The sequence below is a fragment of the Flavobacterium flavigenum genome, assembly GCF_027111255.2.
Taxonomy (GTDB): domain Bacteria; phylum Bacteroidota; class Bacteroidia; order Flavobacteriales; family Flavobacteriaceae; genus Flavobacterium; species Flavobacterium flavigenum.
Genome location: NZ_CP114285.2, coordinates 3,841,359 through 3,863,454, shown reverse-complemented (window position 1 = coordinate 3,863,454; position 22,096 = coordinate 3,841,359). Strand labels below are relative to the sequence as shown.

The 22,096-nt window shown below is 34.0% G+C and carries 24 protein-coding genes; 6 read left to right on the top strand and 18 right to left on the bottom strand.

Going from position 1 to position 22,096, the window contains the following annotated elements:
• Positions 1-4: 4 nt before the first annotated feature.
• Positions 5-952: an alpha/beta hydrolase family protein gene (locus tag OZP09_RS16060; protein ID WP_281309655.1), complete on the top strand. Its 948-nt coding sequence runs from the start codon at positions 5-7 to the stop codon at positions 950-952.
• A gap of 158 nt (positions 953-1,110) precedes the next feature.
• Positions 1,111-3,738, top strand: a complete 2,628-nt coding sequence (locus tag OZP09_RS16055; protein ID WP_281309654.1) for an AsmA-like C-terminal region-containing protein — start codon at positions 1,111-1,113, stop codon at positions 3,736-3,738.
• 53 nt (positions 3,739-3,791) lie between these two features.
• Here OZP09_RS16055 and OZP09_RS16050 read toward each other — a convergent pair whose 3' ends face one another.
• Both OZP09_RS16050 and OZP09_RS16045 read right to left on the bottom strand, forming a co-directional pair.
• Positions 3,792-4,871 (bottom strand): glycosyltransferase family 9 protein, encoded by a 1,080-nt coding sequence (locus OZP09_RS16050; RefSeq protein WP_269234723.1) that lies wholly within the window; start codon positions 4,869-4,871, stop codon positions 3,792-3,794.
• A 241-nt stretch (positions 4,872-5,112) separates the two neighbouring features.
• A complete protein-coding gene (locus OZP09_RS16045; protein ID WP_269234722.1) occupies positions 5,113-5,907 on the bottom strand; it encodes a DUF2797 domain-containing protein in 795 nt (264 codons plus the stop codon).
• A 243-nt stretch (positions 5,908-6,150) separates the two neighbouring features.
• On the opposite strand from OZP09_RS16045, the gene OZP09_RS16040 reads away from it, so the two are divergent.
• Both OZP09_RS16040 and OZP09_RS16035 read left to right on the top strand, forming a co-directional pair.
• Positions 6,151-7,659, top strand: coding sequence for a GH3 auxin-responsive promoter family protein (locus OZP09_RS16040; protein ID WP_269234721.1), 1,509 nt, complete (start codon positions 6,151-6,153; stop codon positions 7,657-7,659).
• A 127-nt stretch (positions 7,660-7,786) separates the two neighbouring features.
• A complete protein-coding gene (locus OZP09_RS16035) occupies positions 7,787-8,134 on the top strand; it encodes a hypothetical protein (RefSeq protein ID WP_269234720.1) in 348 nt (115 codons plus the stop codon).
• 200 nt (positions 8,135-8,334) lie between these two features.
• On the opposite strand, the gene serB is transcribed toward OZP09_RS16035, so the two are convergent.
• The 8 genes from serB to OZP09_RS15995 all read right to left on the bottom strand — a co-directional run bounded on the left by serB (position 8,335) and on the right by OZP09_RS15995 (position 12,883).
• A complete protein-coding gene (gene serB, locus OZP09_RS16030; protein ID WP_269234719.1) occupies positions 8,335-9,564 on the bottom strand; it encodes a phosphoserine phosphatase SerB in 1,230 nt (409 codons plus the stop codon).
• A 159-nt stretch (positions 9,565-9,723) separates the two neighbouring features.
• Positions 9,724-10,164, bottom strand: a complete 441-nt coding sequence (locus tag OZP09_RS16025; protein ID WP_269234718.1) for a VOC family protein — start codon at positions 10,162-10,164, stop codon at positions 9,724-9,726.
• A gap of 70 nt (positions 10,165-10,234) precedes the next feature.
• Entirely contained in the window at positions 10,235-10,672 is a 438-nt protein-coding gene (locus OZP09_RS16020; RefSeq protein ID WP_269234717.1) for an SRPBCC family protein, read from the bottom strand.
• A 2-nt stretch (positions 10,673-10,674) separates the two neighbouring features.
• On the bottom strand, positions 10,675-11,082 hold the full coding sequence (locus tag OZP09_RS16015; RefSeq protein ID WP_269234716.1) for a VOC family protein: 408 nt from the start codon (positions 11,080-11,082) through the stop codon (positions 10,675-10,677).
• A gap of 142 nt (positions 11,083-11,224) precedes the next feature.
• Positions 11,225-11,629, bottom strand: a complete 405-nt coding sequence (locus OZP09_RS16010) for an SRPBCC family protein (protein WP_269234715.1) — start codon at positions 11,627-11,629, stop codon at positions 11,225-11,227.
• Between the two features lie 15 nt (positions 11,630-11,644).
• Positions 11,645-12,046, bottom strand: a complete 402-nt coding sequence (locus tag OZP09_RS16005) for a DUF1801 domain-containing protein (RefSeq protein ID WP_269234714.1) — start codon at positions 12,044-12,046, stop codon at positions 11,645-11,647.
• Positions 12,046-12,450 carry an SRPBCC domain-containing protein gene (locus tag OZP09_RS16000; protein WP_269234713.1) on the bottom strand — a complete coding sequence of 135 codons (405 nt, stop codon included), beginning with the start codon at positions 12,448-12,450 and terminating at the stop codon, positions 12,046-12,048. The genes OZP09_RS16005 and OZP09_RS16000 overlap by 1 nt, the downstream gene beginning before the upstream one ends.
• A 22-nt stretch (positions 12,451-12,472) precedes the next feature.
• A complete protein-coding gene (locus OZP09_RS15995; RefSeq protein ID WP_269234712.1) occupies positions 12,473-12,883 on the bottom strand; it encodes a VOC family protein in 411 nt (136 codons plus the stop codon).
• A 131-nt stretch (positions 12,884-13,014) separates the two neighbouring features.
• On the opposite strand from OZP09_RS15995, the gene OZP09_RS15990 reads away from it, so the two are divergent.
• Positions 13,015-13,980 carry a GlxA family transcriptional regulator gene (locus OZP09_RS15990; protein WP_269234711.1) on the top strand — a complete coding sequence of 322 codons (966 nt, stop codon included), beginning with the start codon at positions 13,015-13,017 and terminating at the stop codon, positions 13,978-13,980.
• 143 nt (positions 13,981-14,123) lie between these two features.
• Here the strand turns inward: OZP09_RS15990 and OZP09_RS15985 are convergent, their stop codons facing one another.
• The 8 genes from OZP09_RS15985 to OZP09_RS15950 all read right to left on the bottom strand — a co-directional run bounded on the left by OZP09_RS15985 (position 14,124) and on the right by OZP09_RS15950 (position 21,286).
• Positions 14,124-14,792, bottom strand: coding sequence for a murein L,D-transpeptidase catalytic domain-containing protein (locus OZP09_RS15985; RefSeq protein ID WP_281309653.1), 669 nt, complete (start codon positions 14,790-14,792; stop codon positions 14,124-14,126).
• On the bottom strand, positions 14,776-15,375 hold the full coding sequence (locus OZP09_RS15980) for a hypothetical protein (protein ID WP_281309652.1): 600 nt from the start codon (positions 15,373-15,375) through the stop codon (positions 14,776-14,778). Before OZP09_RS15980 ends, OZP09_RS15985 begins: the two co-directional genes overlap by 17 nt.
• A gap of 129 nt (positions 15,376-15,504) precedes the next feature.
• Positions 15,505-16,737 carry an ATP-dependent Clp protease ATP-binding subunit ClpX gene (gene clpX / locus OZP09_RS15975; RefSeq protein ID WP_078227300.1) on the bottom strand — a complete coding sequence of 411 codons (1,233 nt, stop codon included), beginning with the start codon at positions 16,735-16,737 and terminating at the stop codon, positions 15,505-15,507.
• A gap of 177 nt (positions 16,738-16,914) precedes the next feature.
• A complete protein-coding gene (gene clpP / locus OZP09_RS15970; RefSeq protein ID WP_223683114.1) occupies positions 16,915-17,589 on the bottom strand; it encodes an ATP-dependent Clp endopeptidase proteolytic subunit ClpP in 675 nt (224 codons plus the stop codon).
• 362 nt (positions 17,590-17,951) lie between these two features.
• A complete protein-coding gene (locus OZP09_RS15965) occupies positions 17,952-19,277 on the bottom strand; it encodes a trigger factor (protein WP_269234709.1) in 1,326 nt (441 codons plus the stop codon).
• A 111-nt stretch (positions 19,278-19,388) separates the two neighbouring features.
• The gene (locus OZP09_RS15960) at positions 19,389-19,736 is read right to left on the bottom strand and encodes a phage holin family protein (protein WP_269234708.1); all 348 of its coding nucleotides are present in this window, start codon (positions 19,734-19,736) and stop codon (positions 19,389-19,391) included.
• Between the two features lie 44 nt (positions 19,737-19,780).
• A complete protein-coding gene (locus OZP09_RS15955) occupies positions 19,781-20,545 on the bottom strand; it encodes an alpha/beta fold hydrolase (RefSeq protein ID WP_269234707.1) in 765 nt (254 codons plus the stop codon).
• A gap of 27 nt (positions 20,546-20,572) precedes the next feature.
• Positions 20,573-21,286 carry a pyridoxine 5'-phosphate synthase gene (locus OZP09_RS15950; RefSeq protein ID WP_281309651.1) on the bottom strand — a complete coding sequence of 238 codons (714 nt, stop codon included), beginning with the start codon at positions 21,284-21,286 and terminating at the stop codon, positions 20,573-20,575.
• Between the two features lie 115 nt (positions 21,287-21,401).
• Between OZP09_RS15950 and OZP09_RS15945 the strand changes: the two genes are divergently transcribed.
• Entirely contained in the window at positions 21,402-22,061 is a 660-nt protein-coding gene (locus OZP09_RS15945; protein ID WP_269234706.1) for a CBS domain-containing protein, read from the top strand.
• Positions 22,062-22,096 lie beyond the last annotated feature (35 nt).

The window sequence follows — 22,096 nt, the reverse complement described above, 5'->3', positions numbered from 1 at the left end:
GCAAATGAATAAAATAATTCTTCTTCTTACCGTTTTTATTCTAAGTTTTGTTAGTGCACAGGATAAAAAAGAAATCACATTTAAGGAATCTCCGATTGTCTTAAAAATAAATATTGATCAGTTGTACGGCACCCTGACTGTTCCGGATGTATCCAAAAAATGCCCGGTCGCCTTAATAATTGCCGGTTCAGGACCAACAGACAGAAACGGAAACAATCCTATGATGAAAAACAATTCATTAAAAATGCTAGCCGAAGTTTTAGCAAAAAACGGAATTGCATCATTACGTTATGATAAAAGAGGAATTGCTGAAAGCAAAGCTGCGGCACCTTCAGAAGCAGGTCTGGTTTTTGAAAATTATACTGAAGATGCAAAAAGCTGGATTAATTTACTAAAACAAGACAAACGTTTTTCTAAAATAATTGTAATTGGTCATAGTGAAGGATCATTAATTGGAATGATTGCCGGGACAAAAGCAGACAAATTTATCTCAATTGCCGGGGCAGGTGATGCAGCCGATAAAATTTTAAAGACACAAATTTCTTCCAAAGGAATGAAGCAGATTGAAGATATGACTTTCCCTATTATCGACAGCCTGAAAAACGGCAAAATAGTAAAGAATGTCGACCCAATGCTTAATTCGCTTTTCAGACCCGCTATCCAGCCTTACTTAATTTCGTGGTTCAAATACAATCCGCAGACCGAAATAAAGAAACTTTCGATCCCGGTTTTAATTCTGCAGGGAAACAAAGATCTGCAGGTAACCGTGCAGGATGCTGAAAATTTATCCAAAGCCAATCCAAATTCTGAATTGCTAATCATTGACAAAATGAATCATATCCTGAAAGTTATTGAAGGCGACCAGCAGGCCAATTTTGAAAGTTATAATAATGAAACACTCCCGATTTCTGAAACCCTGACTTCCAAAATAGTTTCATTTATTCAGAAATGACAATAAAAATTAAATTAAATCCGTTTGAAATAATAAACTCAAACGGATTTTTTTATTGAATTTATCAAAAAATTACAAAAAAGCTCCGCTATAAAAAGCTATTTTTGCTACAATCATTTATCATTTTTGTCTATTCAAACCCCAAATATTAAATAGTTATGTTAAAGAAAATTTTAAAAATCACAGGAATTGTACTTGTAGTTCTGGTTGCTGCACTATTTGCTGTTCCGTATCTTTTCAAAGATCAGATTAAAGCTAAAATTGCTGAAGCCATCAACAAAAGCGTCGATGCAAAAGTAAGTTTTGCTGACGCAGATTTAAGTTTGTTTAAAAACTTTCCAAACGCCAGTGTTTCGATTGAAAAGCTATTGATCATCAACAAAGCCCCTTTTGAAGGAGATACTTTGGTTTCACTAGGGGAGCTGGATTTAAAAATGAGCATTAAAGAACTTTTTAAAGGAAAAGAAGAACCGTTAAACATTGAGGGAATCAGTTCTCAAAATGGTTTAATTAATATTATTTTCAACAAAGATGGAGTTGGAAATTTTGATATTGCTTTGAAAGACGAAAAAGAAACCAAATCAGATGGCAAAAGCGATCCTCTTTCTTTAAAAATACAGAATTATAAAATTGAAAATTTCACTTTCAGATATATCGATCAGGGCTCAAAAATAAAAATGGTAATCGACAGCCTGAATCATGAAGGGACAGGAGATTTTACCAATTCAAAACTTGATCTGACTACAAAATCTACAGCCAACGTTTCTTTGGACATGGATAAAATGAATTATCTTAAAAATGTAAAACTGACTCTGGATGCTGTTTTAGGAATTGATTTAGAGCAAAGCAAATACACTTTTAAAGAAAACAAAGCTTTAATCAATCAGTTACCTTTAGAATTTGACGGTTTTATTCAAATGGCTGAAAAAGCACAGATTTATGATTTGAAATTCAAAACCCCAACATCATCGTTTACCAATTTCCTGGGATTAATTCCTTCAGCTTATGCTGCAAGTCTTGATGGCGTTAAAACAACCGGGGATTTTACCGTTGTTGGTTTTGCAAAAGGAGAACTGACTGACACAACGGTTCCAAAATTCAATATTGCGATTGCATCAAACAATGCTTCATTCCAATATCCTAACTTACCAAAATCAGTTCAGAATATCGTAATTGATACCAAAATCATCAATGAAACCGGTATCCTAAATGACACTTATGTAAATCTGGACAAACTTTCGTTTAGAATTGACCAGGATATTTTCAGCGCAAAAGCGAATGTAAAAAACGTAACCGTAAATCCTATTGTTGATGCGGCTTTAAAAGGAACGATCAATCTGGCAAATCTTTCAAAAGCATATCCAATTAAACTGGACAAACCTTTGGCAGGTATTTTAAAAGCGGATGTAACGACGAACTTTGATATGGCATCCGTAGAAAAAAGCCAGTATCAAAACATCAAAAATGCCGGAACAATGAGTCTGTCCGGATTTAAATATACAGATGAGAATAACAAATCGATGAACATAAGCACAGCAATGGTGGAGTTCAACCCAAGTAAAATCAATTTAAAACAGTTTAATGCCACTACCGGAAGAAGTGATATTGCTATTAATGGGATTTTGGAAAACTTCTATGGTTTTATGTTTAAGAAACAAGAACTGAAAGGAAACTTCAATATGAGTTCAAACCAATTAGCTGTTGATGATTTTATGACTTCCGGAGAACCTGCAAAAGCTACAACTGCAGGTGGTGAAGCAAAAACTGAAACAAAAACGGCTGCAAAACCTGCAGACGCAATGAAAATTCCTGCGTTTTTAAATTGTACTTTAAATGCAAAAGCAAATACTGTTTTATATGATAATTTAAAACTGACTGCGGTTTCAGGAAAATTAATCATTAAAGATGAAAAAGCCACTTTAGAAAATTTCAAAACTTCTATTTTTGGTGGCACAATTGGCTTAAGCGGTGCTGTTTCTACAAAAACTAAAGTACCAACCTTTGACATGAATTTAGGTTTTAATCAGGTTGATATTGCTCAGACTTTTACGCAGCTGGATATGATGAAAAAAATTGCGCCAATTGCAGGAATTATTAATGGTAAGCTGAATTCGACAATTAAATTAAACGGAAATTTAGATGCGAAGGAACTGACTCCAAACTTAGCTTCCATTTCTGGTGATTTATTAGGACAACTACTTTCAACAACTGTAAATGCCAAAAATTCGACTTTATTGAATTCTTTGAGTTCGAAAGTAAATTTTATTGATGTCAATAAACTGAATTTGAATGACCTGAAAATGGCTTTATCTTTTGAAGACGGTAAAGTAAAAGTAAAACCATTTGATATTAAATATCAGGATATTAAAGTTACTGTTGACGGAACTCACGGTTTTGACCAAACCATGAATTATAATTTAAAATTAGATGTTCCTGCCAAATATTTAGGTAAGGAGGCAAATGCTTTTCTTTCTAAATTATCGCCTGCTGATGCCGCAAAACTGGAAAATATTCCAATTTCAGGTTTGATAACGGGTAATTTTTCAAACCCAAAAGTGGCTATTGATACTAAAACAGCGGTTAATAATCTTACCAGTCAGGTGGTAAGCCAACAAAAAGAAAAATTAACCCAAAAAGGTGCTGCTGCACTTAACGATTTACTCAATAAGAACAGTAAGTCAAAAGACACTACAAAAACCGATGCTGAAAATAAGGCAAAGACGAATGAAGAAGTTAAAGCTAAAGCCAGTGATTTATTGAATGGTTTGTTTAAAAAGAAAAAATAATCAACTAGAGAAAGGAAAGGTCAATCAGATTAGATTGACCTTTTTTTTATCTTTTAAATTGCTTTAGAATAGATTCCTGATTTTCCATTGTCTAAAATAGTGCTGAAAATTTTAAAATATTCTTTTTCAGAAAAGCTATTTACATCTATTCCAAAACTATTATTGTCATAAGGTTCATATTTCTTTAAGTTTGAAACTGAAAAAAGCCCTACTGTCGGAGTATGGACAGCGCTCGAAAGATGCATGATTCCGCTGTCAGCCCCTATGAACAAATCAGCATTTGAAATTACAGATCCAATTTCGCGAATATCTTTACTATAAAATGTTGGCACTTTAAAACCAATCTGAGAAACGTTTTCTATTGGGAGGATTTCGATAATATTACAATTTTTATATTCGGATTTTAAACTGGTATAAAAATTTTCCCACCAGGCTTCTGATAAGCATTTTGGACCTGTAGCGTAAGTAAATATGCAGATCGTTTTTTTATAATTCTTCACCAGAGTATTCAATTTTTTCTTTCCTTCAACAATTTCAACAGGCGTTAATTTAAGATCTAAAGGTGCAATAGGATCTTCTCTTTTCTCAAATCCTAATTTGGTTAAATAATCCCGTAAATGATAAATAGGGTATTTAGCAATGTGGGTATAATCACCATGATATAAATTAGCCGAAAAAGGCAAATCACCAAAAAACTTAAATTTAGAATTAGAGAATTTGACTCCAAGACGCCCAGAGGAAGAACCCTGATCTACATTTATAGCAATATCGTATTTATACTTTTTCAAAGAAACCCAGACTTTAAAATATTGAAAAAGATTACTGAAAGGCTTTTTAGGCAATTTTATTATCCTGTCTACACAATCATAATTCTCAAAAATAATCGGAGCCAAAAAACCTTTTACAAACAAATCAATTTTACAATTTGGAAACATTTCCTCTAATTCCTGAACAAAAGGTGTAATCAGTAAAAGATTTCCTAATCTGGCATTGGGTCTGCAAATTAAAATTCTTTTAATTTCGTTTTTGTTGACCAGAGTGATGCTTTGTTCTGCATTTGATTTTCCAATATTCTTTGTCAGAGTTCGCATTAATGCACGTCTCAAAACATTTATTTTACCTAAAATTCCCATTTTATAATTAATTTATTTTGATTTGCATTATTAAAAAAAAAGCTTCATTGTAATCTTTACAAAATTAATTCACCAAAGCTTTTAAAAATATAAATCGATCAATATCAAATTATTATAAAATTGTAACAAAATTTATCAAAATTCACATGACCTACCCTAAAGTCAAAAATACAACTGTAATTAATTGTTCAACTAATTATTATACAAGCCGTTAATAAGAATAGACGAATGAGGTAGTATGCTAGACGTTTATTGTAACCAAATAACCTTCGGAACCGCGGATATTAAAAACAGTACCATTTTCAAAAATTAAGTATTGTCCCTTTATACCCATTAATTTTCCCTGAAAAGAAGGTGTTTTGTCCAAATTTAAACTTGCAACTTTTGCCGGATAATGTAAAACCGGATAATGCAAATTGTACACATCTTCTTTTTGGCTGTAAAAGTATTCCTTAGCTTCATTCGGAATCAGATTTTGGACTTTAACTTTCTCAGCAATTAAGTCGAAAGTCTCTGTTGGATTTTGGAGCATTTTTCTCCAATTTGTTTTGTCAGTATAATGATTTTTTAAAGCAACCTCTGTAATTCCTGCCAGATATCGATTCGGAACCTCAACTATAGCAATTGCCTGACTTGCCCCCTGATCTATCCATCTGGTCGGTATTTGTGTTTTACGGGTGACGCCCACTTTTATTTCGCTTGCTACAGCCAGATAAACCACATGAGGCTGCAATTGAACTTTTTGTTCATATTCTAAATCACGGTCTGCGATTCCTAAATGTGCCGTGCTGAGTTCTGGTCTCATAATCCAGTCACCCACTGCTGGACTTGAATAAAAACAATCATAACAAAATCCCTGACGGAATATTTTTTTCTTTTTACAGCAATTCAAACACTGGTAACCTGCAAAATTAATTTCGATTTCCTTATTCAATAACTGATTCATGTTTAAAAAACTATCTTCGAAAACCAGATAATATTGAATTGGGGCACCGAATTCGGTTTGCATTTTTGTAAGTACTCCTTCGTAGGTCATAAGATTTTTATTGCTGATTTTAGAGATAAATTACTTTTCAGAATAAATAATTTAACAGTTAAATTTCATTCTTTTTGTGTCGAATCTTTATTCCTAAATAAATTGTTTTTTGCAAAAAAACACTATTTTTGAATAGCAACAAAGTTACATTTTTGTCTGCCGATATTCAAATTTTAAATTTCCGGTATTTGCATTTATAGTAAATATTAGTAACTTAAAATCTAAAATCTAAATACATTCTTCATGCCTCTATCCATAATAAATTCTTTTGCATCCTGGGTTCTCAAACAAAGAATACATCAAATTGAACTTTTTTTAAAATATCCAAATGAGGTTCAGGAAGAGCTGCTGCATAATTTATTGACCGCTTCAGAAAATACGATTATTGGAAAACAATATGATTTTGCTTCAATAAGCTCTTATAAAACCTTTGCTGAAAGAGTTCCGGTTTCTGGTTACGAAGAATTACAGCCTCTAATTGAGCGTACACGACAGGGAGAACAGGGTGTTTTTTGGGAAAGTCCTATAAAATGGTTTGCCAAATCGAGCGGAACTACCAATGCTAAAAGTAAATTTATTCCGGTAAGCAGTGAAGCCCTTGAAGACTGTCACTACAAAGGAAGTAAGGATCTACTTTGTATGTATCTGAATAACAACGAAGATTCACAGCTGTTTGTAGGAAAGAGTCTTCGCTTAGGAGGAAGTTCCCAGATTTACGAAAACAACAATACTTTTTTTGGCGATTTATCAGCAATATTGATTGAAAATATGCCTATTTGGGCCGAATTCAGCAGTACACCAAGCAGCAAGACTTCGCTAATGACCGAATGGGAAAGTAAAATTACAGCTATCATCAATGAAACCAAAAATGAAAATGTAACCAGTTTTGCCGGAGTTCCGTCGTGGATGCTGGTTCTGATGAACAGGGTTTTAGAAAACACTGGAAAAGGAAACTTATTGGAGCTTTGGCCGAATCTTGAAGTGTATTTTCACGGTGGGGTAAGTTTTTCTCCTTATAAAGAACAATACAAGAAAATCCTGCCGAGCAAGGATTTTAAATACTACGAAATATACAACGCCTCCGAAGGCTTTTTTGCCATTCAGGATCTGAACAATTCCAGTGATCTATTGCTAATGCTGGATTACGGCATTTTCTACGAATTTATTCCGATGGACACTTACGGAACGCCGGATCAAAAAGTAATCCGTTTGGCCGATGTCGAACTGAATAAAAACTACGCTATCGTTATTACCACCAATTCCGGATTATGGCGTTATTTGATTGGCGATACGGTTCGTTTTACTTCTTTAAATCCATACAGAATAAGGGTTACAGGAAGAACCAAACATCATATCAATGTTTTTGGTGAAGAACTGATGGTCGAAAATACGGATCAGGCGATTGCCAAAGCCTGCGAAATCACCAAAACCGAAGTCATTGATTACACTGTTGCCCCAATTTTTATGCAGGACAAAGAAAAAGGCGCCCACGAATGGATGATCGAATTCAAACAAAAACCGGCTGATGTTGGTCTCTTCCAAAAAGTTCTGGATGAAACTTTACAGACTTTAAACTCTGATTACGAAGCGAAACGCTACAACAATATGACGTTAAATCCTTTGGTGATTAATGTTGCAAGAGAAAATTTATTTTATGACTGGCTGAAGGAACGTGATAAATTAGGCGGGCAGCATAAGATTCCGAGGCTTTCGAATCAGAGGGATTATTTGGAGCAGTTGAAGGGGATGTAGATTAAAGTTTACCACAAATTTCTAAGTTAGCTGCAAACGAAATTAACATTATCCTATGAGAATTTGTATTACATTTTTATTTGCAATTTTACTTTTCGTTCGATGCGAGAAGCCCAAACCCCAAATAATGAAACCGTCAGATCGAAATTACAAGTTTGGTCCTGCAACATTTACTTTAATCGAAAACGAAACCGAACAAACTCTCATTGGGGAATTAACTGCCCATAATGGACTTTACTTTCATTTAATAACAAAAAAATTGACCACTGGAAAAACCTCACGGATGACTGGAACTGCAGTTTGGAGCAAATCTTATATAGTAAAAGACAAAGTAATTGACGAGTATAGATATTTTGATAAACATAAAAATTGCGAAATAAAAATTCAGACGAACGTTGAAGAATTGAAAACTTGCCAAATCATCAGCAATTGTTCTGACAATTTTTCTCAAAGACTTATGGAACATGAGGGATAGCAGTGAAAATCCTTTTTGTTTTTTCTTTAAAAACAAAAAGATTGCAACGAATAGCCCGACCCGCTTTTTCTGCGGGGCATGCCCATAAAAAAACCTTAATTCAATACGAACTAAGGTTTTTTTATTTTGATTGTCGAGTTACTTGCGGAGATTCCTCATTCTTCGGAATGACAAAAATGGCTAGAATAGACCTGAATTGATTACATCATATCAATATATCTGTCGTGATAGCCTAACAAGTATAAAACTCCGTCAAGTCCTAAACTTGAGATAGAGTTTGAAGCGCTTTCTTTTACTTTTGGTTTGGCGTGGAAAGCGATTCCGAGACCGGCAAGGTTGATCATTGGTAAATCGTTTGCCCCGTCACCAACGGCAATGGTCTGGTTGATGTGAATCCCTTCTTTCTCTGCGATGGCGGTCAGATATTCTGCTTTCTTTAAACCATCTACGATATCGCCTATATATTTACCGGTTAATTTTCCGTCTTTAATTTCCAGCTGATTAGCATGAACATAATCGATTCCCAGCTCTTTTTGAAGATATTCTCCAAAATAGGTAAATCCTCCGGATAAAATAGCTGTTTTATAACCGTAGTATTTCAACGCTTTCATCAAGCGGTGTGCTCCTTTTGTGATAGGCAGGTTTTCGGCTACTTTTTGCAAAACGTCTTCGCTCAGACCTTCCAGCAAAGCCATACGTTTTTTGAAACTTTCGTTGAAATCAATCTCGCCGTTCATGGCAGATTCAGTAATGGCTCTTACCTGTTCTCCTACTCCATTTAATTCTGCCAGTTCATCGATAACTTCTGTCTGGATTAAAGTTGAATCCATATCGAAGCAAACCAAACGTCTGTTTCGTCTGTAAATATTGTCTTCCTGGAACGAAATATCAACATCAAGCGTTCTGGAAATAGCCATAAAATTGGCTGTCATTTCAATCTTGTTTACAATTTCTCCGGTAACAGATAACTGGATGCAGGAACGTGGATATTCTTCTTTTTCAACAACAGAAGTCCTTCCAGTTAATCTGATAATAGAATTAATGTTCAGATTCTGGTCTGTCATTATTTTGGTCACGGCAGCCAGTTGTACAGCCGTTAATTTTTCTCCTAAAATATTGATAATGTAACGCTGATTGGATTGCGATTTTACCCAGGTTTCATAATCTTCAACAGAAATCGGAATAAATTTAACCTTTACTTCGAGTTCGTAAGCTTTAAACAAAAGGTCTTTTAAAACAGGTCCTGAACTGGATCCGGCTTCGATTTCGAATAAAATTCCTAAAGATAATGTATCGTGAATATCAGCCTGACCTATGTCTAAAATAACAGCATCATAAGCTGCTAATACTGTGGTTAAACCTGCGGTAACACCCGGTTTGTCGTGTCCTGAAACTTTTAATAAAATAATTTCCTTATCTTCTTTTGCCATTTTATCCTTGTTGATTTAAGAAGCGACAAAAATCGGCAATCTATTGTTGATATAAAAGTATATTGTTTGTTTTTTTATAACGAAAAAGCACAAATCAATGTGCTTTTTCAGGTTATTTAACAATTATGTTCAGGTATTATAATAACCTAACTTTTTCACTTATTCAATTGGCTGGTTTTCATCAAAATTCACCATCCAGTTGATACCGAATTTATCTTTAAACATTCCAAAATAAGCTCCCCAAAACGTCTTGTTCATTGGCATTCCAACATGACCTCCAGCCGAAAGTCCGTTAAAAATCCTATCTGCTTCTTCTGTACTTTCAGTATTAATAGAAATTGAAAAATTATCTCCAAAACCTACATCTCCATATTTGGGATGACTATCACTTCCCATTAAAATGGTGTTTCCAATTGGAAGTGAAACGTGCATAATATGATTCGATTGTTCTTCCGAAAGTGCTTCTCCACCATCTTCTGCCGGAGCATCTTTATATTTTCCGATATACGGAAATTCACCTCCAAAAACAGATTTATAAAATAGAAATGCTTCCTCACACTTTCCATTAAACATTAAATAAGGGTTTACCGATGTTGCCATGATATTTTTTTATTTTTTATTAATATTCTTTATTGTTATTGAAATTGATTTTTGAAATTGATATTGAATTTTATTCTTCCGAAAGCTCCTTAATCGCTTCTAAACTTTTTGGAAAGGCTTCTTTAAAATAGTCCATGTGTTTTTCGATTACATCAACCTGCGAAACCAGATCTGTAAACTCGTCGTCGGGAATTAAACGATACGTTTCCATATAACCACTCCCATTCTCAGCATCTTTATCTACAGGTAATTCTTCAAAATCCTTGATTTCGCCTATGTGCTTAAAAGCCATGTATTCATTTGGGACTTTCTTTTCTATAATACTGTTCATTCCTTCTCCGTTTGGAGCCATGAAGTGTATTTTATCGCCTTCATTCCAGTCACTTACGGCATAGGAGCCTTCACAAAAAGGGGCTGTCCATTTTCTATAGGTTTCATCATCCCATAAAACTGACCAGATTTTTTCCGGTGTAGCTTTGATTCTGATTTTAAATTCTAATGTTTCCATAATCATGATAATTTACTAAAATCCATAAATAAGACATTCCAACGATGGCCATCCAAATCTGCAAAACCAAAACCGTACATCCAGCCCTGACTTTCCGCCGGCTCCGAAAAAACAGTTCCTCCGGCATCTTTCACTTTTTGAGCCAGTTCATCAACTTCATCCTTGTTCTCAGCATCAATCGAAATCAAAACCTCAGAACCCGAATTAGTATCTGTAATACCGTTTTGTGAAAAACCTGCAAAAATGGATTCTTCAAAAAGCATTACCACAAAATGCCCTTCTCCTACCAGCATACAAGTCGAAGTTGGGGTATCATGCTGTTCATTGAACGAAAAACCTATTTTCCAGAAAAATTCTTTTGCTTTTGCTACATCCTTTACAGGAAGATTCAACCAAATTTGTTTTGTCATTTTTGATATTTTATTTGTTAAACTTTTTTAAACCATATAAGTGATATAAGCTAATTTAAGTTGGGGGTTTATTCTCTCACAAATACTAAATTATTTTAGAATTTCAGACTTTGTGTTTTTGTTACTTTGAACCTCTAAAAAACTAATTTGTTTCTACATAATTTTTAAAATTATCCAGAATTGCCTGCCAGCCTCCACGCTGCATTTCTTCCGGATTTTGTGTTTCAGGATCAAAACTTTCAATTATTTCTACTCCGTTTTGTGTTTCGGTAAAAGTGATTTCAACTTTTCTTCCGTCTGCTATGACATATTGCAAAGCTTCGTTTGGTTTTACAAGCGTAAACTCACCTTCAAAATCAAAACTCATACTGCCGTCTTTTGCAGCCATGGTCGATTTAAATTTTCCTCCTTCTCTTAAATCGGATTCTGCATAAGGTGTGTGCCAGTCCGGAGACGCGAAACTCCATTTGGTAATGTGTTCAGGTGTATTCCAAAATTCCCAAACTGTACTTATTGATGCATTTACTGTAGTTTTGATCGTAATCATATTATTTTTTGTTTATTATTTCTCTGCATTTAACCATTCGTTTATAATGGTTTGTAGTTCTATTTTTCCTGTTTCAATTTCTTGCAAACCAGTAAATGTTATGATAGCTCTGTCATTTTCTTTCCAGACCAGCATTTTACTTTTATTGGAAATTATTTTTTCTTTTGGCTGCTCTTTCTTTTTTGCTCCCCTGTGAAAAATCAGCTGGACTTTTGCAGTTACTGGCAAAACTTTCATTGTAATTCTGTCTTCATTTTCAAAACAATAATTAGGAGCGTTCCACTTAATATTTTCAGTAAGATTTTGATTGGATGACAAAATATAAACCCGCAATGCATCGATTTCCTTTGTGAGCGGATGATTTAGTTTGTCCAGAAAATCGGTTACTTCGCTGTTATTAATTGTTTCTCCTTTCATTAGTTTGCTTCAGTATATTTTTTAAAATTATCAATCACCCGCTGACAAAATTCCTTTTGCTCATTTTCAGGATTTTCGGAATTGGGTTCAAATATTTCTGTGATTTTAACCTTATCATACTGAATTTCAAAACGAACACTTCCTGTCCTGTTATCTACCAGCTTATATTCAATAACTGAAAATTTATCCAATTTAGTGTAAATTCCTTCATAATCAAAGCAGATACTTTCATCTTTCCTCGCCATTGTATATTTAAATTCACCACCTACTTTCACATCATTTTCTACATATGGCGTATGCCAGTCATCCGTGGGGTTATTCCATTTCCTAATATTTTTTGGTGTCGTCCAGAATTCCCAAACTTTATCGATTGGAGCATTAACAATAGTTTGTACAGTTATCATATTTAATTATTTAATTCACAAATTAATTTCCTGTTGGAATCTGACTTTCATCCATAAAGAAAACCTCCCAATGATGTCCGTCAGGATCCAGAAACATCTTCTGATACATCCAGCCGTAATCTTTTGTATCCATGTATTCTGCACCTCCGACCTTAACCACATTTTCAATTATTTCATTAACCTTTTCACGAGTTTCAACAGATATTGCAATAATCACTTCGCTGGTCGTATTGGCATCACAAACTTGTTTATTGGTAAATGTTTTATAAAACTCTTCAGCTAAAAGCATCACATTTATGTTTTCGGCAATGATTAAACAAGTGCCTTTTTCATTAGTAAATTGTGGATTAAATGAAAAACCAAGCTGTGTAAAGAATTCAATGGAACGATTTAAATCTTTTACAGGAAGATTCAGAAAAATTTTTGTGATCATCTTTATAAAATTTCAAATTAGATATAAACAAATTTAAATTATCAAAATCAGTTTTTGGCTACAATAAAAGTCAACTTTAGGGTCATTTAAGACAAAATGTATATCTTCGTATTATCGATAAAACTAAAATTATGAGCAGGAAAGTAGGTTTAATTTTGGGGCATGACTACAAATTACTAAGCGTAGCGGCAATTTTAGAAGTTTTTGAAACAGCGAATAAATTACATAAGGAAATTGAAAAACCTTTTGAGATTATGGTGTTTCAATCGACTGAGCAAATCAATGAGAAAAAATTATTTGGTTATGAAGTGAATTCAATTGAGGATTCTGATAAAAATTTAGAACTCATTCTGATTCCAGCTTTTACCACCGATAACATGAGTGAAATGATTACCAGGAATCGAAAATTTATTCCGTGGCTGCAAAAACACCATCAGGAAGGTGCTGAACTGGCAAGCTTTTGCACTGGGGCATTTTTGTTTGCTGCTTCCGGATTGCTCAACGAAAAACTGGCCACTACCCACGTTGATGCCTGCAGTGCATTTACCAAAGCTTTTCCGCTAGTGAAGTTAAAACCCGAGGAAACCCTGACTGCAGACGGAAGTCTGTACACCAGCGGCGGATCAACCTCAACTTTTCATTTACTGATTCTTTTAGTACAAAAATATTGTGGAAACGAAATTGCTGTTCAAATTGCCAAAATTTTCTCGATCGATTTAAACCGATACAAACAAAGCTATTTCAGTACTTTCAGACCTAATCATTTGCACAATGATGCTTTGGTTGCCATGCTCCAGCAAAAAATCGAAAGTCAGTATCACAGTATCGAAAAACTCGAAGAAATCACCAAAGATATTCCGACAAGTGCCCGCAATATGACACGTCGTTTCAAACAAGTGACAGGAATTCCACCTATCGAATATCTGCAAAACATAAGAGTGGAAAGTTCAAAGAAATATCTGGAACAGACCCAGCTTTCGATTTCAGAAATTATCGAAAAAACGGGTTACAACGATCCAAAAGCGTTTAGAAAAGTATTTTATAAAATGGTCGGTATGAAGCCTATTGAATATCGGGAGAAATTTAGGGTTCAGTAATTTTTTTCAGGAGCAGAAAATTAGTTTTTTCATCACCAATAGTCCTGCTCTCCGCTATATCTCTGCCTGCGAACCCCGCAGCCAGAGGATGCCGCTTCGATCAGGGCTAAACCGGAAATTTTGTTTTCATAATAAGAAGACAATTATGACTTAATAATCCACATCAAAACCTTCTTATTTGTTTTCAAAAGTTCATCAATTTCTCTCATACTTTCGTTTGAAACTGCCGGACATCCCCAGCCTTCCGGTGTTCCTTCGGGATAAACTTCATCAGTCGGAATCGCTTCCCAGGAATGCAAAACTATGGCACGGCTTGCGGCATTCGAGTTCGATTTATCTTTTCCCTTTAAAATATAATTGACTTTGATTCCCCATTGACTCACACCGCGATCTAAAATTACATATTTGCCCAGCGACGAACAATGCGAATCAAATTCATTGCTAATTGGCGCATCGAGTTTTGAATTCGTTCTGCCCCATTCATTGGCGCCACAACCATGACTTACTATATATGATTTTGATTTTTTTTTATTCTTAAAATCATACACAAAAAATCTTTTTAAACCTGAATGTACACCTAAATCAATCAACATAAATTGATTTTGATTCAGATTATTGTTTTTACAATATTGTTGAGCTTTTTTGTAATAATTGCTGTAATCAATTTCTGCAGGAGGTTTTTCTTCTCCAATAATTGCCCTTTCAGATTGATTTTTTGAAATATTTACTTCTTTATTTTTTTTGTTGCAAGAAAAAATAAGAACCATAAAAACCATCGAAAAGATTACAAAATTCTTACTCCTTATTTTCATCTTTCGGAACAGATTGATTATTAAAAAAAGCATTAAACATCTTAAATTCGCCTAAATATGAATCCTGAAAACTAATATCCTCAAATTTATGATTTAATAACTCTTCGGGAAATTTTGAATATAGCAGTTTCTTTTCCACTATATTTTCTATCTCTAAAACTAAATCTTTAAGTTTTCTAGTATCTAAATTTTCTCTTTCCATTTCGTCAATTTTAGATTGTGAAAAAATCATTCGGCCTTTAAGAATTGAAACATGAATTGCATAATAAGGAATCAGAAAACTCATATATAAATTAATCATATACATTTCTCCTCCCTCAAAGACGTTTAAAAAAAAGTTGTAACACCGATCTTGACAATCCAATCTCGAAAAATCCTCAAAATTCTTTAAAACAGAATCCTTATCAAATTCTCTCCTAATGTTATTTCGAATTTTCTGATTGTCATCAGAATCAAAATATTCTATTAATGATTTCAGTCTTTTATACTCTACAGTTTCTAAATACAATTCCTTTTGAGTCCATGGACATATATTTTTAGGATAATATAAATATGCTAAATTTTTTAAAACTTCTGTTATCATACTTTATAGTACAAAATTAAAACATCAAATATATTCTTTTAAAATAAAGAAAGAAAAGTATTACTCAAAATGTTGACATAAAAAAACCTGCTCATTTGAACAGGTTTTTGAAAAATATTATTTGAAAAATTACGAAGCAATTTCCATACGCTTCAATAAATTTTTACTTAGTGTATGCTCTGCATAATCTTTATCAATTGATAAAACTTTATCATCAGAACTTGGCAATTCGTACATAGCGTCTGTTAAAATTGCTTCGCATAACGAGCGTAATCCACGGGCACCTAATTTGTATTCTAAAGCTTTGTCTACAATAAAATCTAAAGCTTCATCGGTAATACTGAATTCCACTTCATCCATTAAAAACAGCTTTTGATATTGTTTTACCAGTGCATTTTTAGGCTGAGTCAAAATGGCACGCAACGTTTCCCTGTCTAACGGATCCATATGTGTCAAAACTGGCAAACGACCAATAATTTCAGGAATCAAACCAAAATCTTTAATATCTTTAGGAATAATATATTGCAACAAATTGTCTTTATCGATATTATCTGCATTTTTAGAAGTAGAATATCCAACTGCCTGACGGTTTAAACGTTTAGAAATAATACGTTCAACGCCATCAAAAGCACCTCCGGCAATGAAAAGAATGTTTTGTGTATTTACCTCAACAAATTTCTGGTCCGGATGTTTACGTCCTCCTTTTGGTGGCACGTTTACAACTGTTCCTTCTAATAATTTCAATAAAGCCTGCTGCACTCCTTCGCCTGAAACGTCACGTGTTATGGATGGATTATCACTCTTACGGGCGATTTTATCAATTTCATCAATAAAAACAATTCCTCTTTCTGCTTTGGTTACATCATAATCAGCAGCTTGTAAAAGGCGAGTCAAAATACTTTCAACGTCTTCACCAACATAACCGGCTTCTGTCAATACTGTTGCATCAACAATAGCCAAAGGAACGTCTAACATTTTTGCAATCGTTTTTGCTACCAATGTTTTTCCGGTTCCGGTCTGCCCGACCATAATGATGTTGCTTTTTTCAATCTCTACTTCATCGTCTAACTGCTGTTGCATTAAACGCTTGTAGTGATTGTAAACCGCAACCGACATTACTTTCTTTGTCTGATCCTGTCCAATAACATATTGATCAAGGAAAGCCCTGATTTCTTTTGGTTTCTTTAAGATTAAGTCACCAACCAGTTTTGAACTTCCGCTGGATTTTAATTCTTCTAATACAATTCCGTGTGCCTGCTCAATACATTTATCACAAATGTGCGCATTGATTCCGGCGATTAATAAATTAGTTTCTGGCTTTTTTCTTCCACAAAACGAACATTCTAATACTACTTTTGCCATTCTTTATTTAAGTTACTAAGCTGCAAAGATACTAAGTTTCTGAGATTTTAATATTTAAACCTCAAAAACTTAGCAACCTATTAACCTTTATTCTTCTTTTAAAGTTTAAAGTTTCAGGTTTCAAGTTAACAGCTGTAACTTTAAACCTGAAACCTAAACTAAAATTTAACTTTAAAATTATCCTCTTCTTAATACTTCATCAATCATTCCGTATTCTTTTGCTTCGTCAGCTTTCATCCAGTAATCGCGCTCACTGTCTTTATGAACTCTTTCAAAAGATTGTCCTGAATGCTGCGAAATGATGTTATACAATTCTTCTTTTAATTTCAGCATTTCGCGTAAGTTGATTTCCATATCTGTAGCAACTCCCTGAGCTCCTCCGGATGGCTGGTGAATCATTACTCTTGAATGTGGCAGAGCCGAACGTTTTCCTGCTGCTCCTGCACATAATAAAACTGCCCCCATAGAAGCTGCCATTCCTGTACAAATTGTTGCCACGTCTGGTTTGATGTATTGCATGGTGTCATAAATTCCTAATCCTGCATAAACACTTCCTCCAGGAGAATTTAGATAAATCTGAATGTCTTTTGATGCATCGGCACTTTCTAAGAAAAGTAACTGTGCCTGAACAATATTAGCGATCTGATCATCGATACCTGTTCCTAAAAAGATAATTCTGTCCATCATTAATCTTGAGAAAACATCCAATTGAGAAACATTCAACTGACGTTCTTCAATAATATATGGAGTCATATTGGTTGGGTTCATTGCCGCTACGATTTTGTCATAGTACATGGCGTTTACTCCCTGGTGCTTTGTAGCAAATTTTTTGAATTCTTTACCGTAGTTCATATTTTAAGTGTTCTAAGTTTATGTTATACCTATATATTATTCCTTCCATCAAAGGTTGTACCTTTATTACTTATGTGTCAATTTGTCTTATTTAGCCCAGATAGCAGTGAAAAGCTTTTTGAAATGGCAACTATTTTTTGTTGGTAAAAAAAAGCGACCAGCGGAAGCTCTTTTTTTGCCTTACAAAAAAGGCAGCAATGAAAAAACTTGTAACGGATAGCTGGATTAGCTTCTGAAAAGTAATAAAAAATAAATTGAAACCCACATCAAAAAAATATTTTCTTTAACTGAAATAAAAAAACAGAAGAGCGTCAGGGAAAAATATCCGTGACGCTCCTTTTATATGCTTAATTTTTTAGAAATTATTCTCCGTAAGACGCAGCAATAAATTCATCATAAGTTACTTCTTTTGTTGTTGGATTTGCTTTTTCTTTGAACAAATCTAACAATTTAGCCGCTACAACCTGCTCAGAAAGTCTTTTTACTTCTTCCTGGTTAGATAGAACTCTTGCCACAATTCCTTCTACTTCTTCGTTAGTTGGATTAGTTTGTCCAAACTGAGCCATTTGCTGTCTGATTGCGTTTGATGTAAAAGCTTTCAAATCTTCAAATGTAATTTGGATATTGCTTTGAGCCATTGCTTTTCCTTCGATCAATTGAAAACGTAAACCTTTTTCAGATCTTGCGTATTCTACTTCAGCTTCTTCAGCAGAGAGTTTTTTCTCTCCTACAGTCTGCAACCATTTTTTAAGGAATTCAGCTGGTAAATCGAATTTTGTATTTTCGATTAAGAAATCCTGAACATCCAATAATAATTTTTGGTCAGCCTGCTGTGCGAATTGTGCTTCAGCATCTTCTTTAATTTTAGCTTTCAAATCTTCTAATGAAGCTACTTTTCCTTCACCAAAAAGTTTATCAAACAATTCCTGATTTAATTCAGCAGGCTCAGATACATTGATTGCTTCGATTGTAAAAGCTACATCAACTGCTAAATCGTGTACATTATCGTGAGGCACTTTTAAGTAATCCATTAACTGGTGATCGTCTTCGAATAAACCTTTTGTGTTTACAGTAACTACATCACCCACTTCTTTACCGATAAATAAATCAGCTGTCTTTTTATCTTTGAAAACTGACAATGAAAAAGTTGTTTTGTTTTCGATTCCGTTTTCTGCGTTTGCAAAAGTTCCGGTAACATCAGAATCAGCCGTAACTTTTTCAACCGGATTTGCTTTTCCGAATTGTTTTTGGATACGCTCCACTTGTCCGTCAATTAATTTATCGTCCGCAGTAACTACATATTTTACGATATCATTTTTAGCTTCAAGATCAATTTCGAAGTTTGGCACTAAACCAATTTCGTATTCAAAAGTTAGTTCTTCAGCATCCCAGTCAAAGTTTTCGTTTACTTTAGCAATAGGAGTACCTAAAAGGTTTAACCTTTCAGATTGAATATAACGCTCTAAAGCCAAATCAACAACTTTTTTAACTTCTTCCTGCTTAATAGCTTTTCCGTATTGTTTTTCAACAAGATCTTTAGGTACTTGCCCTTTTCTAAAACCTTTTACTTGTGCTAAAGGCATTTTTTCGTTAATTCTTTTTGCTATCTGCCCTTTATAATCCATGTGAACAACATTCATTACAATTGTTTCATTCACAGCGTCTTTTGCTACTCTTTTGATATCCATCTTCTTCTTTAATTTACATAATAAAATTGGGTTGCAAAATTATAAAATTTTTGCAACCCAGCCAAGTTTTTAATCTATTGTATTTGAAGTGCTTCAGAACAACTTCGTATTTTATTTTTTATCGTCTCCTACTATTTTATAGGTGATCGATTGTAGTATAGACAAAATCACACTAAAAATTAATGCCGTCAAAAACGAATCGACTGCAAAACCACCAACGATTTTTGTACACAATAAAATAATAATGGCATTAATAACCAGTAAAAACAAGCCCAGCGTAATAACTGTAACCGGCAAGGTCAGCACTACTAAAATAGGTTTGATAAACAGGTTTAACAATCCTAAAACTACTGCAACAATTACGGCTGTACCAAAGCTGGCAACATGCACACCGGACAAAAGATTCGACAACAACAAAACCAAAGCAGCGGTAACAAGAAGTCTAAGTAATAAATTCATGGTTTTCTGATTTAAATTTCAGTTAAAAGTACTATTTTTTTTAATTACGATTTCAAAAAAGCAGTTGTGAGATCAAAAAACATTTTCGGATTTTCAGCATGAAGCCAGTGTCCTGCATTTGGAATAGTTTCTAATTTTAAATCCGGAAAATGCTGTTTTATTGCATCGACATCCGAATCCAAAATATAATTTGAATTTCCGCCACGTATAAATAATGTAGGTTTGTCAAAAGTCAAACCTTCTGTCAAAGGTTTTCCGATAGCATCCAGATTATTATTAAAAACTTCCAGATTGAATCTAAAAGCTAATTGTCCCGGCTCTTTCCAATATAAATTTTTTAATAGAAACTGGCGCGTTCCAAAATCAGGCACATATTGCGATACAATTTCCTCAACATCCGCACGGCTTGGTTTCACTGAAAAATCGACTGCATTCAAACCAGCCAAAATATCCTGATGATGCTGTTTATAGAATTTCGGGCCTATATCTGCTACAATTAATTTTTCTACAATTTCGGGATGTGTTGCAGCGAAGAGCATTGCTACCTTTCCGCCCATCGAATGCCCAAGCAAATCGATTTTATCTAAATCATTTGCCTGACAGTATTCAAAAACATCCTGAACCATGGCTTCATAACTCCATTCATCCGAATGAAAACTACGTCCGTGATTTCGCAAATCTAAAATATGAACCTGAAATCCTGCTTCTACATATTGTCCCGCAAGGGTTTTCCAGTTATCAGACATTCCAAGAAATCCGTGCATGATGACGAATGGTTTTCCATTGCCTTCTATTTTTGAGTAAAGCATATTTATATTATTTTTTATTCGGAAGAATTATTTCAACTTATTTAAATACATATTCACTACGTTATCCAAACCAAGATAAAGCGCTTCTGAAATTAAAGCGTGACCAATAGAAACTTCTAATAATCCCGGAATATTTTGTTTGAAAAACTGAATGTTATCCAGACTCAAATCATGTCCTGCGTTGATTCCCAAACCTAATTCATTTGCCAATTCTGCAGCTTTAACGTAAGGATCGATTCCTTTTTTATTTCCTAAATCGTATTGGTGGGCAAAAGATTCGGTATATAATTCAATTCTGTCAGTCCCTGTTTTTTTTGCCCCTTCGATCATTTCTAAAACGGGATCAACAAAAATTGAAGTCCTGATTCCGTTTCTTTGAAATTCCTGAATAACCTCAGCCAAATAAGACTGATTATTTATAGTATCCCAACCTGCAGAAGAAGTAATTGCACCAATTGCATCCGGAACCAGTGTAACCTGATCAGGTTTACATTCTAAAACCAAATCAATAAAATTATGCTGAGGATTTCCTTCAATATTATATTCGGTAGTAACAATCGCTTTTAAATCGCGGGCATCCTGATAACGGATATGGCGTTCATCCGGACGCGGGTGAATTGTAATCCCTTGGCCTCCAAATTTTTCAATATCGGCGGCTACTTTTAATAAATCAGGAACATTTCCTCCACGGGCATTACGTAAAGTTGCTATTTTATTGATATTTACACTTAATTTCGTCATAAAAATAGATTATTAATTCTGTAGCATTATATTTGTAAAGGCAAAAATACAAAGTAAAACGTAGCATTTTTTGCTATTTTTTGATTATTTTGCATCAAATATCTTCAAACTACTTATGACAGAAATCACTAACTATATCACCAACGATTTTAGAGCAATCAACAGTCAGGAAACGATAGCATCTGTTCAGGACTTTTTTGCTGATTTAAGTTTTTCTCATTTTCCTGTTGTGGAAAACGAAATTTTCATTGGAAGCATTGCTTCTGATGATATTGAAACATTTGATACTAATAAAAAAATAATTGATTACAAATACACATTAGAACGTTTTTTTGCCAGAAAATCAATGATTTGGCTCGACGTTCTGGAAATTTTTGCTAAAAACCATACGAATGTAATTCCGGTTCTTGACGAAAACAATTCCTATATTGGATATTATGAAATGGAAGATATAATGAAATTTTTTCAGGAAACTCCATTTTTAAAAGAACAGGGCGGTATTATTATCGTTCAAAAAGGACTTTTAGATTATTCTATGGCACAGGTAGCACAAATCGTAGAGAGCAATAATGGTAAAATTCTGGGCTGTTTTATATCTGAAGCCGATTTAGAAAATGTTAATATTACAGTAAAAATTGGTGTTGGACCAATGAATGAAATCATCCAAACCTTCAGAAGATACAATTATGACATTATCTCAGAGCATCAGGAAGACACTTACATTAACAGCCTAAAAGAACGTTCTGATTATTTAGACAAATACCTTAATATATAATTATAATAGGGCAATTAGAAAATGAGTCAATAAGA

Bases quoted from the DNA above. Each gene is read 5' to 3' on its own strand.
- OZP09_RS16060 (WP_281309655.1), top strand. From the start codon at position 5: ATGAATAAAATAATTCTTCTTCTTACCGTTTTTATTCTAAGTTTTGTT.
- OZP09_RS16055 (WP_281309654.1), top strand. From the start codon at position 1,111: ATGTTAAAGAAAATTTTAAAAATCACAGGAATTGTACTTGTAGTTCTG.
- OZP09_RS16050 (WP_269234723.1), bottom strand. From the start codon at position 4,871: ATGGGAATTTTAGGTAAAATAAATGTTTTGAGACGTGCATTAATGCGA.
- OZP09_RS16045 (WP_269234722.1), bottom strand. From the start codon at position 5,907: ATGACCTACGAAGGAGTACTTACAAAAATGCAAACCGAATTCGGTGCC.
- OZP09_RS16040 (WP_269234721.1), top strand. From the start codon at position 6,151: ATGCCTCTATCCATAATAAATTCTTTTGCATCCTGGGTTCTCAAACAA.
- OZP09_RS16035 (WP_269234720.1), top strand. From the start codon at position 7,787: ATGAAACCGTCAGATCGAAATTACAAGTTTGGTCCTGCAACATTTACT.
- serB (WP_269234719.1), bottom strand. From the start codon at position 9,564: ATGGCAAAAGAAGATAAGGAAATTATTTTATTAAAAGTTTCAGGACAC.
- OZP09_RS16025 (WP_269234718.1), bottom strand. From the start codon at position 10,164: ATGGCAACATCGGTAAACCCTTATTTAATGTTTAATGGAAAGTGTGAG.
- OZP09_RS16020 (WP_269234717.1), bottom strand. From the start codon at position 10,672: ATGGAAACATTAGAATTTAAAATCAGAATCAAAGCTACACCGGAAAAA.
- OZP09_RS16015 (WP_269234716.1), bottom strand. From the start codon at position 11,082: ATGACAAAACAAATTTGGTTGAATCTTCCTGTAAAGGATGTAGCAAAA.
- OZP09_RS16010 (WP_269234715.1), bottom strand. From the start codon at position 11,629: ATGATTACGATCAAAACTACAGTAAATGCATCAATAAGTACAGTTTGG.
- OZP09_RS16005 (WP_269234714.1), bottom strand. From the start codon at position 12,046: ATGAAAGGAGAAACAATTAATAACAGCGAAGTAACCGATTTTCTGGAC.
- OZP09_RS16000 (WP_269234713.1), bottom strand. From the start codon at position 12,450: ATGATAACTGTACAAACTATTGTTAATGCTCCAATCGATAAAGTTTGG.
- OZP09_RS15995 (WP_269234712.1), bottom strand. From the start codon at position 12,883: ATGATCACAAAAATTTTTCTGAATCTTCCTGTAAAAGATTTAAATCGT.
- OZP09_RS15990 (WP_269234711.1), top strand. From the start codon at position 13,015: ATGAGCAGGAAAGTAGGTTTAATTTTGGGGCATGACTACAAATTACTA.
- OZP09_RS15985 (WP_281309653.1), bottom strand. From the start codon at position 14,792: ATGAAAATAAGGAGTAAGAATTTTGTAATCTTTTCGATGGTTTTTATG.
- OZP09_RS15980 (WP_281309652.1), bottom strand. From the start codon at position 15,375: ATGATAACAGAAGTTTTAAAAAATTTAGCATATTTATATTATCCTAAA.
- clpX (WP_078227300.1), bottom strand. From the start codon at position 16,737: ATGGCAAAAGTAGTATTAGAATGTTCGTTTTGTGGAAGAAAAAAGCCA.
- clpP (WP_223683114.1), bottom strand. From the start codon at position 17,589: ATGAACTACGGTAAAGAATTCAAAAAATTTGCTACAAAGCACCAGGGA.
- OZP09_RS15965 (WP_269234709.1), bottom strand. From the start codon at position 19,277: ATGGATATCAAAAGAGTAGCAAAAGACGCTGTGAATGAAACAATTGTA.
- OZP09_RS15960 (WP_269234708.1), bottom strand. From the start codon at position 19,736: ATGAATTTATTACTTAGACTTCTTGTTACCGCTGCTTTGGTTTTGTTG.
- OZP09_RS15955 (WP_269234707.1), bottom strand. From the start codon at position 20,545: ATGCTTTACTCAAAAATAGAAGGCAATGGAAAACCATTCGTCATCATG.
- OZP09_RS15950 (WP_281309651.1), bottom strand. From the start codon at position 21,286: ATGACGAAATTAAGTGTAAATATCAATAAAATAGCAACTTTACGTAAT.
- OZP09_RS15945 (WP_269234706.1), top strand. From the start codon at position 21,402: ATGACAGAAATCACTAACTATATCACCAACGATTTTAGAGCAATCAAC.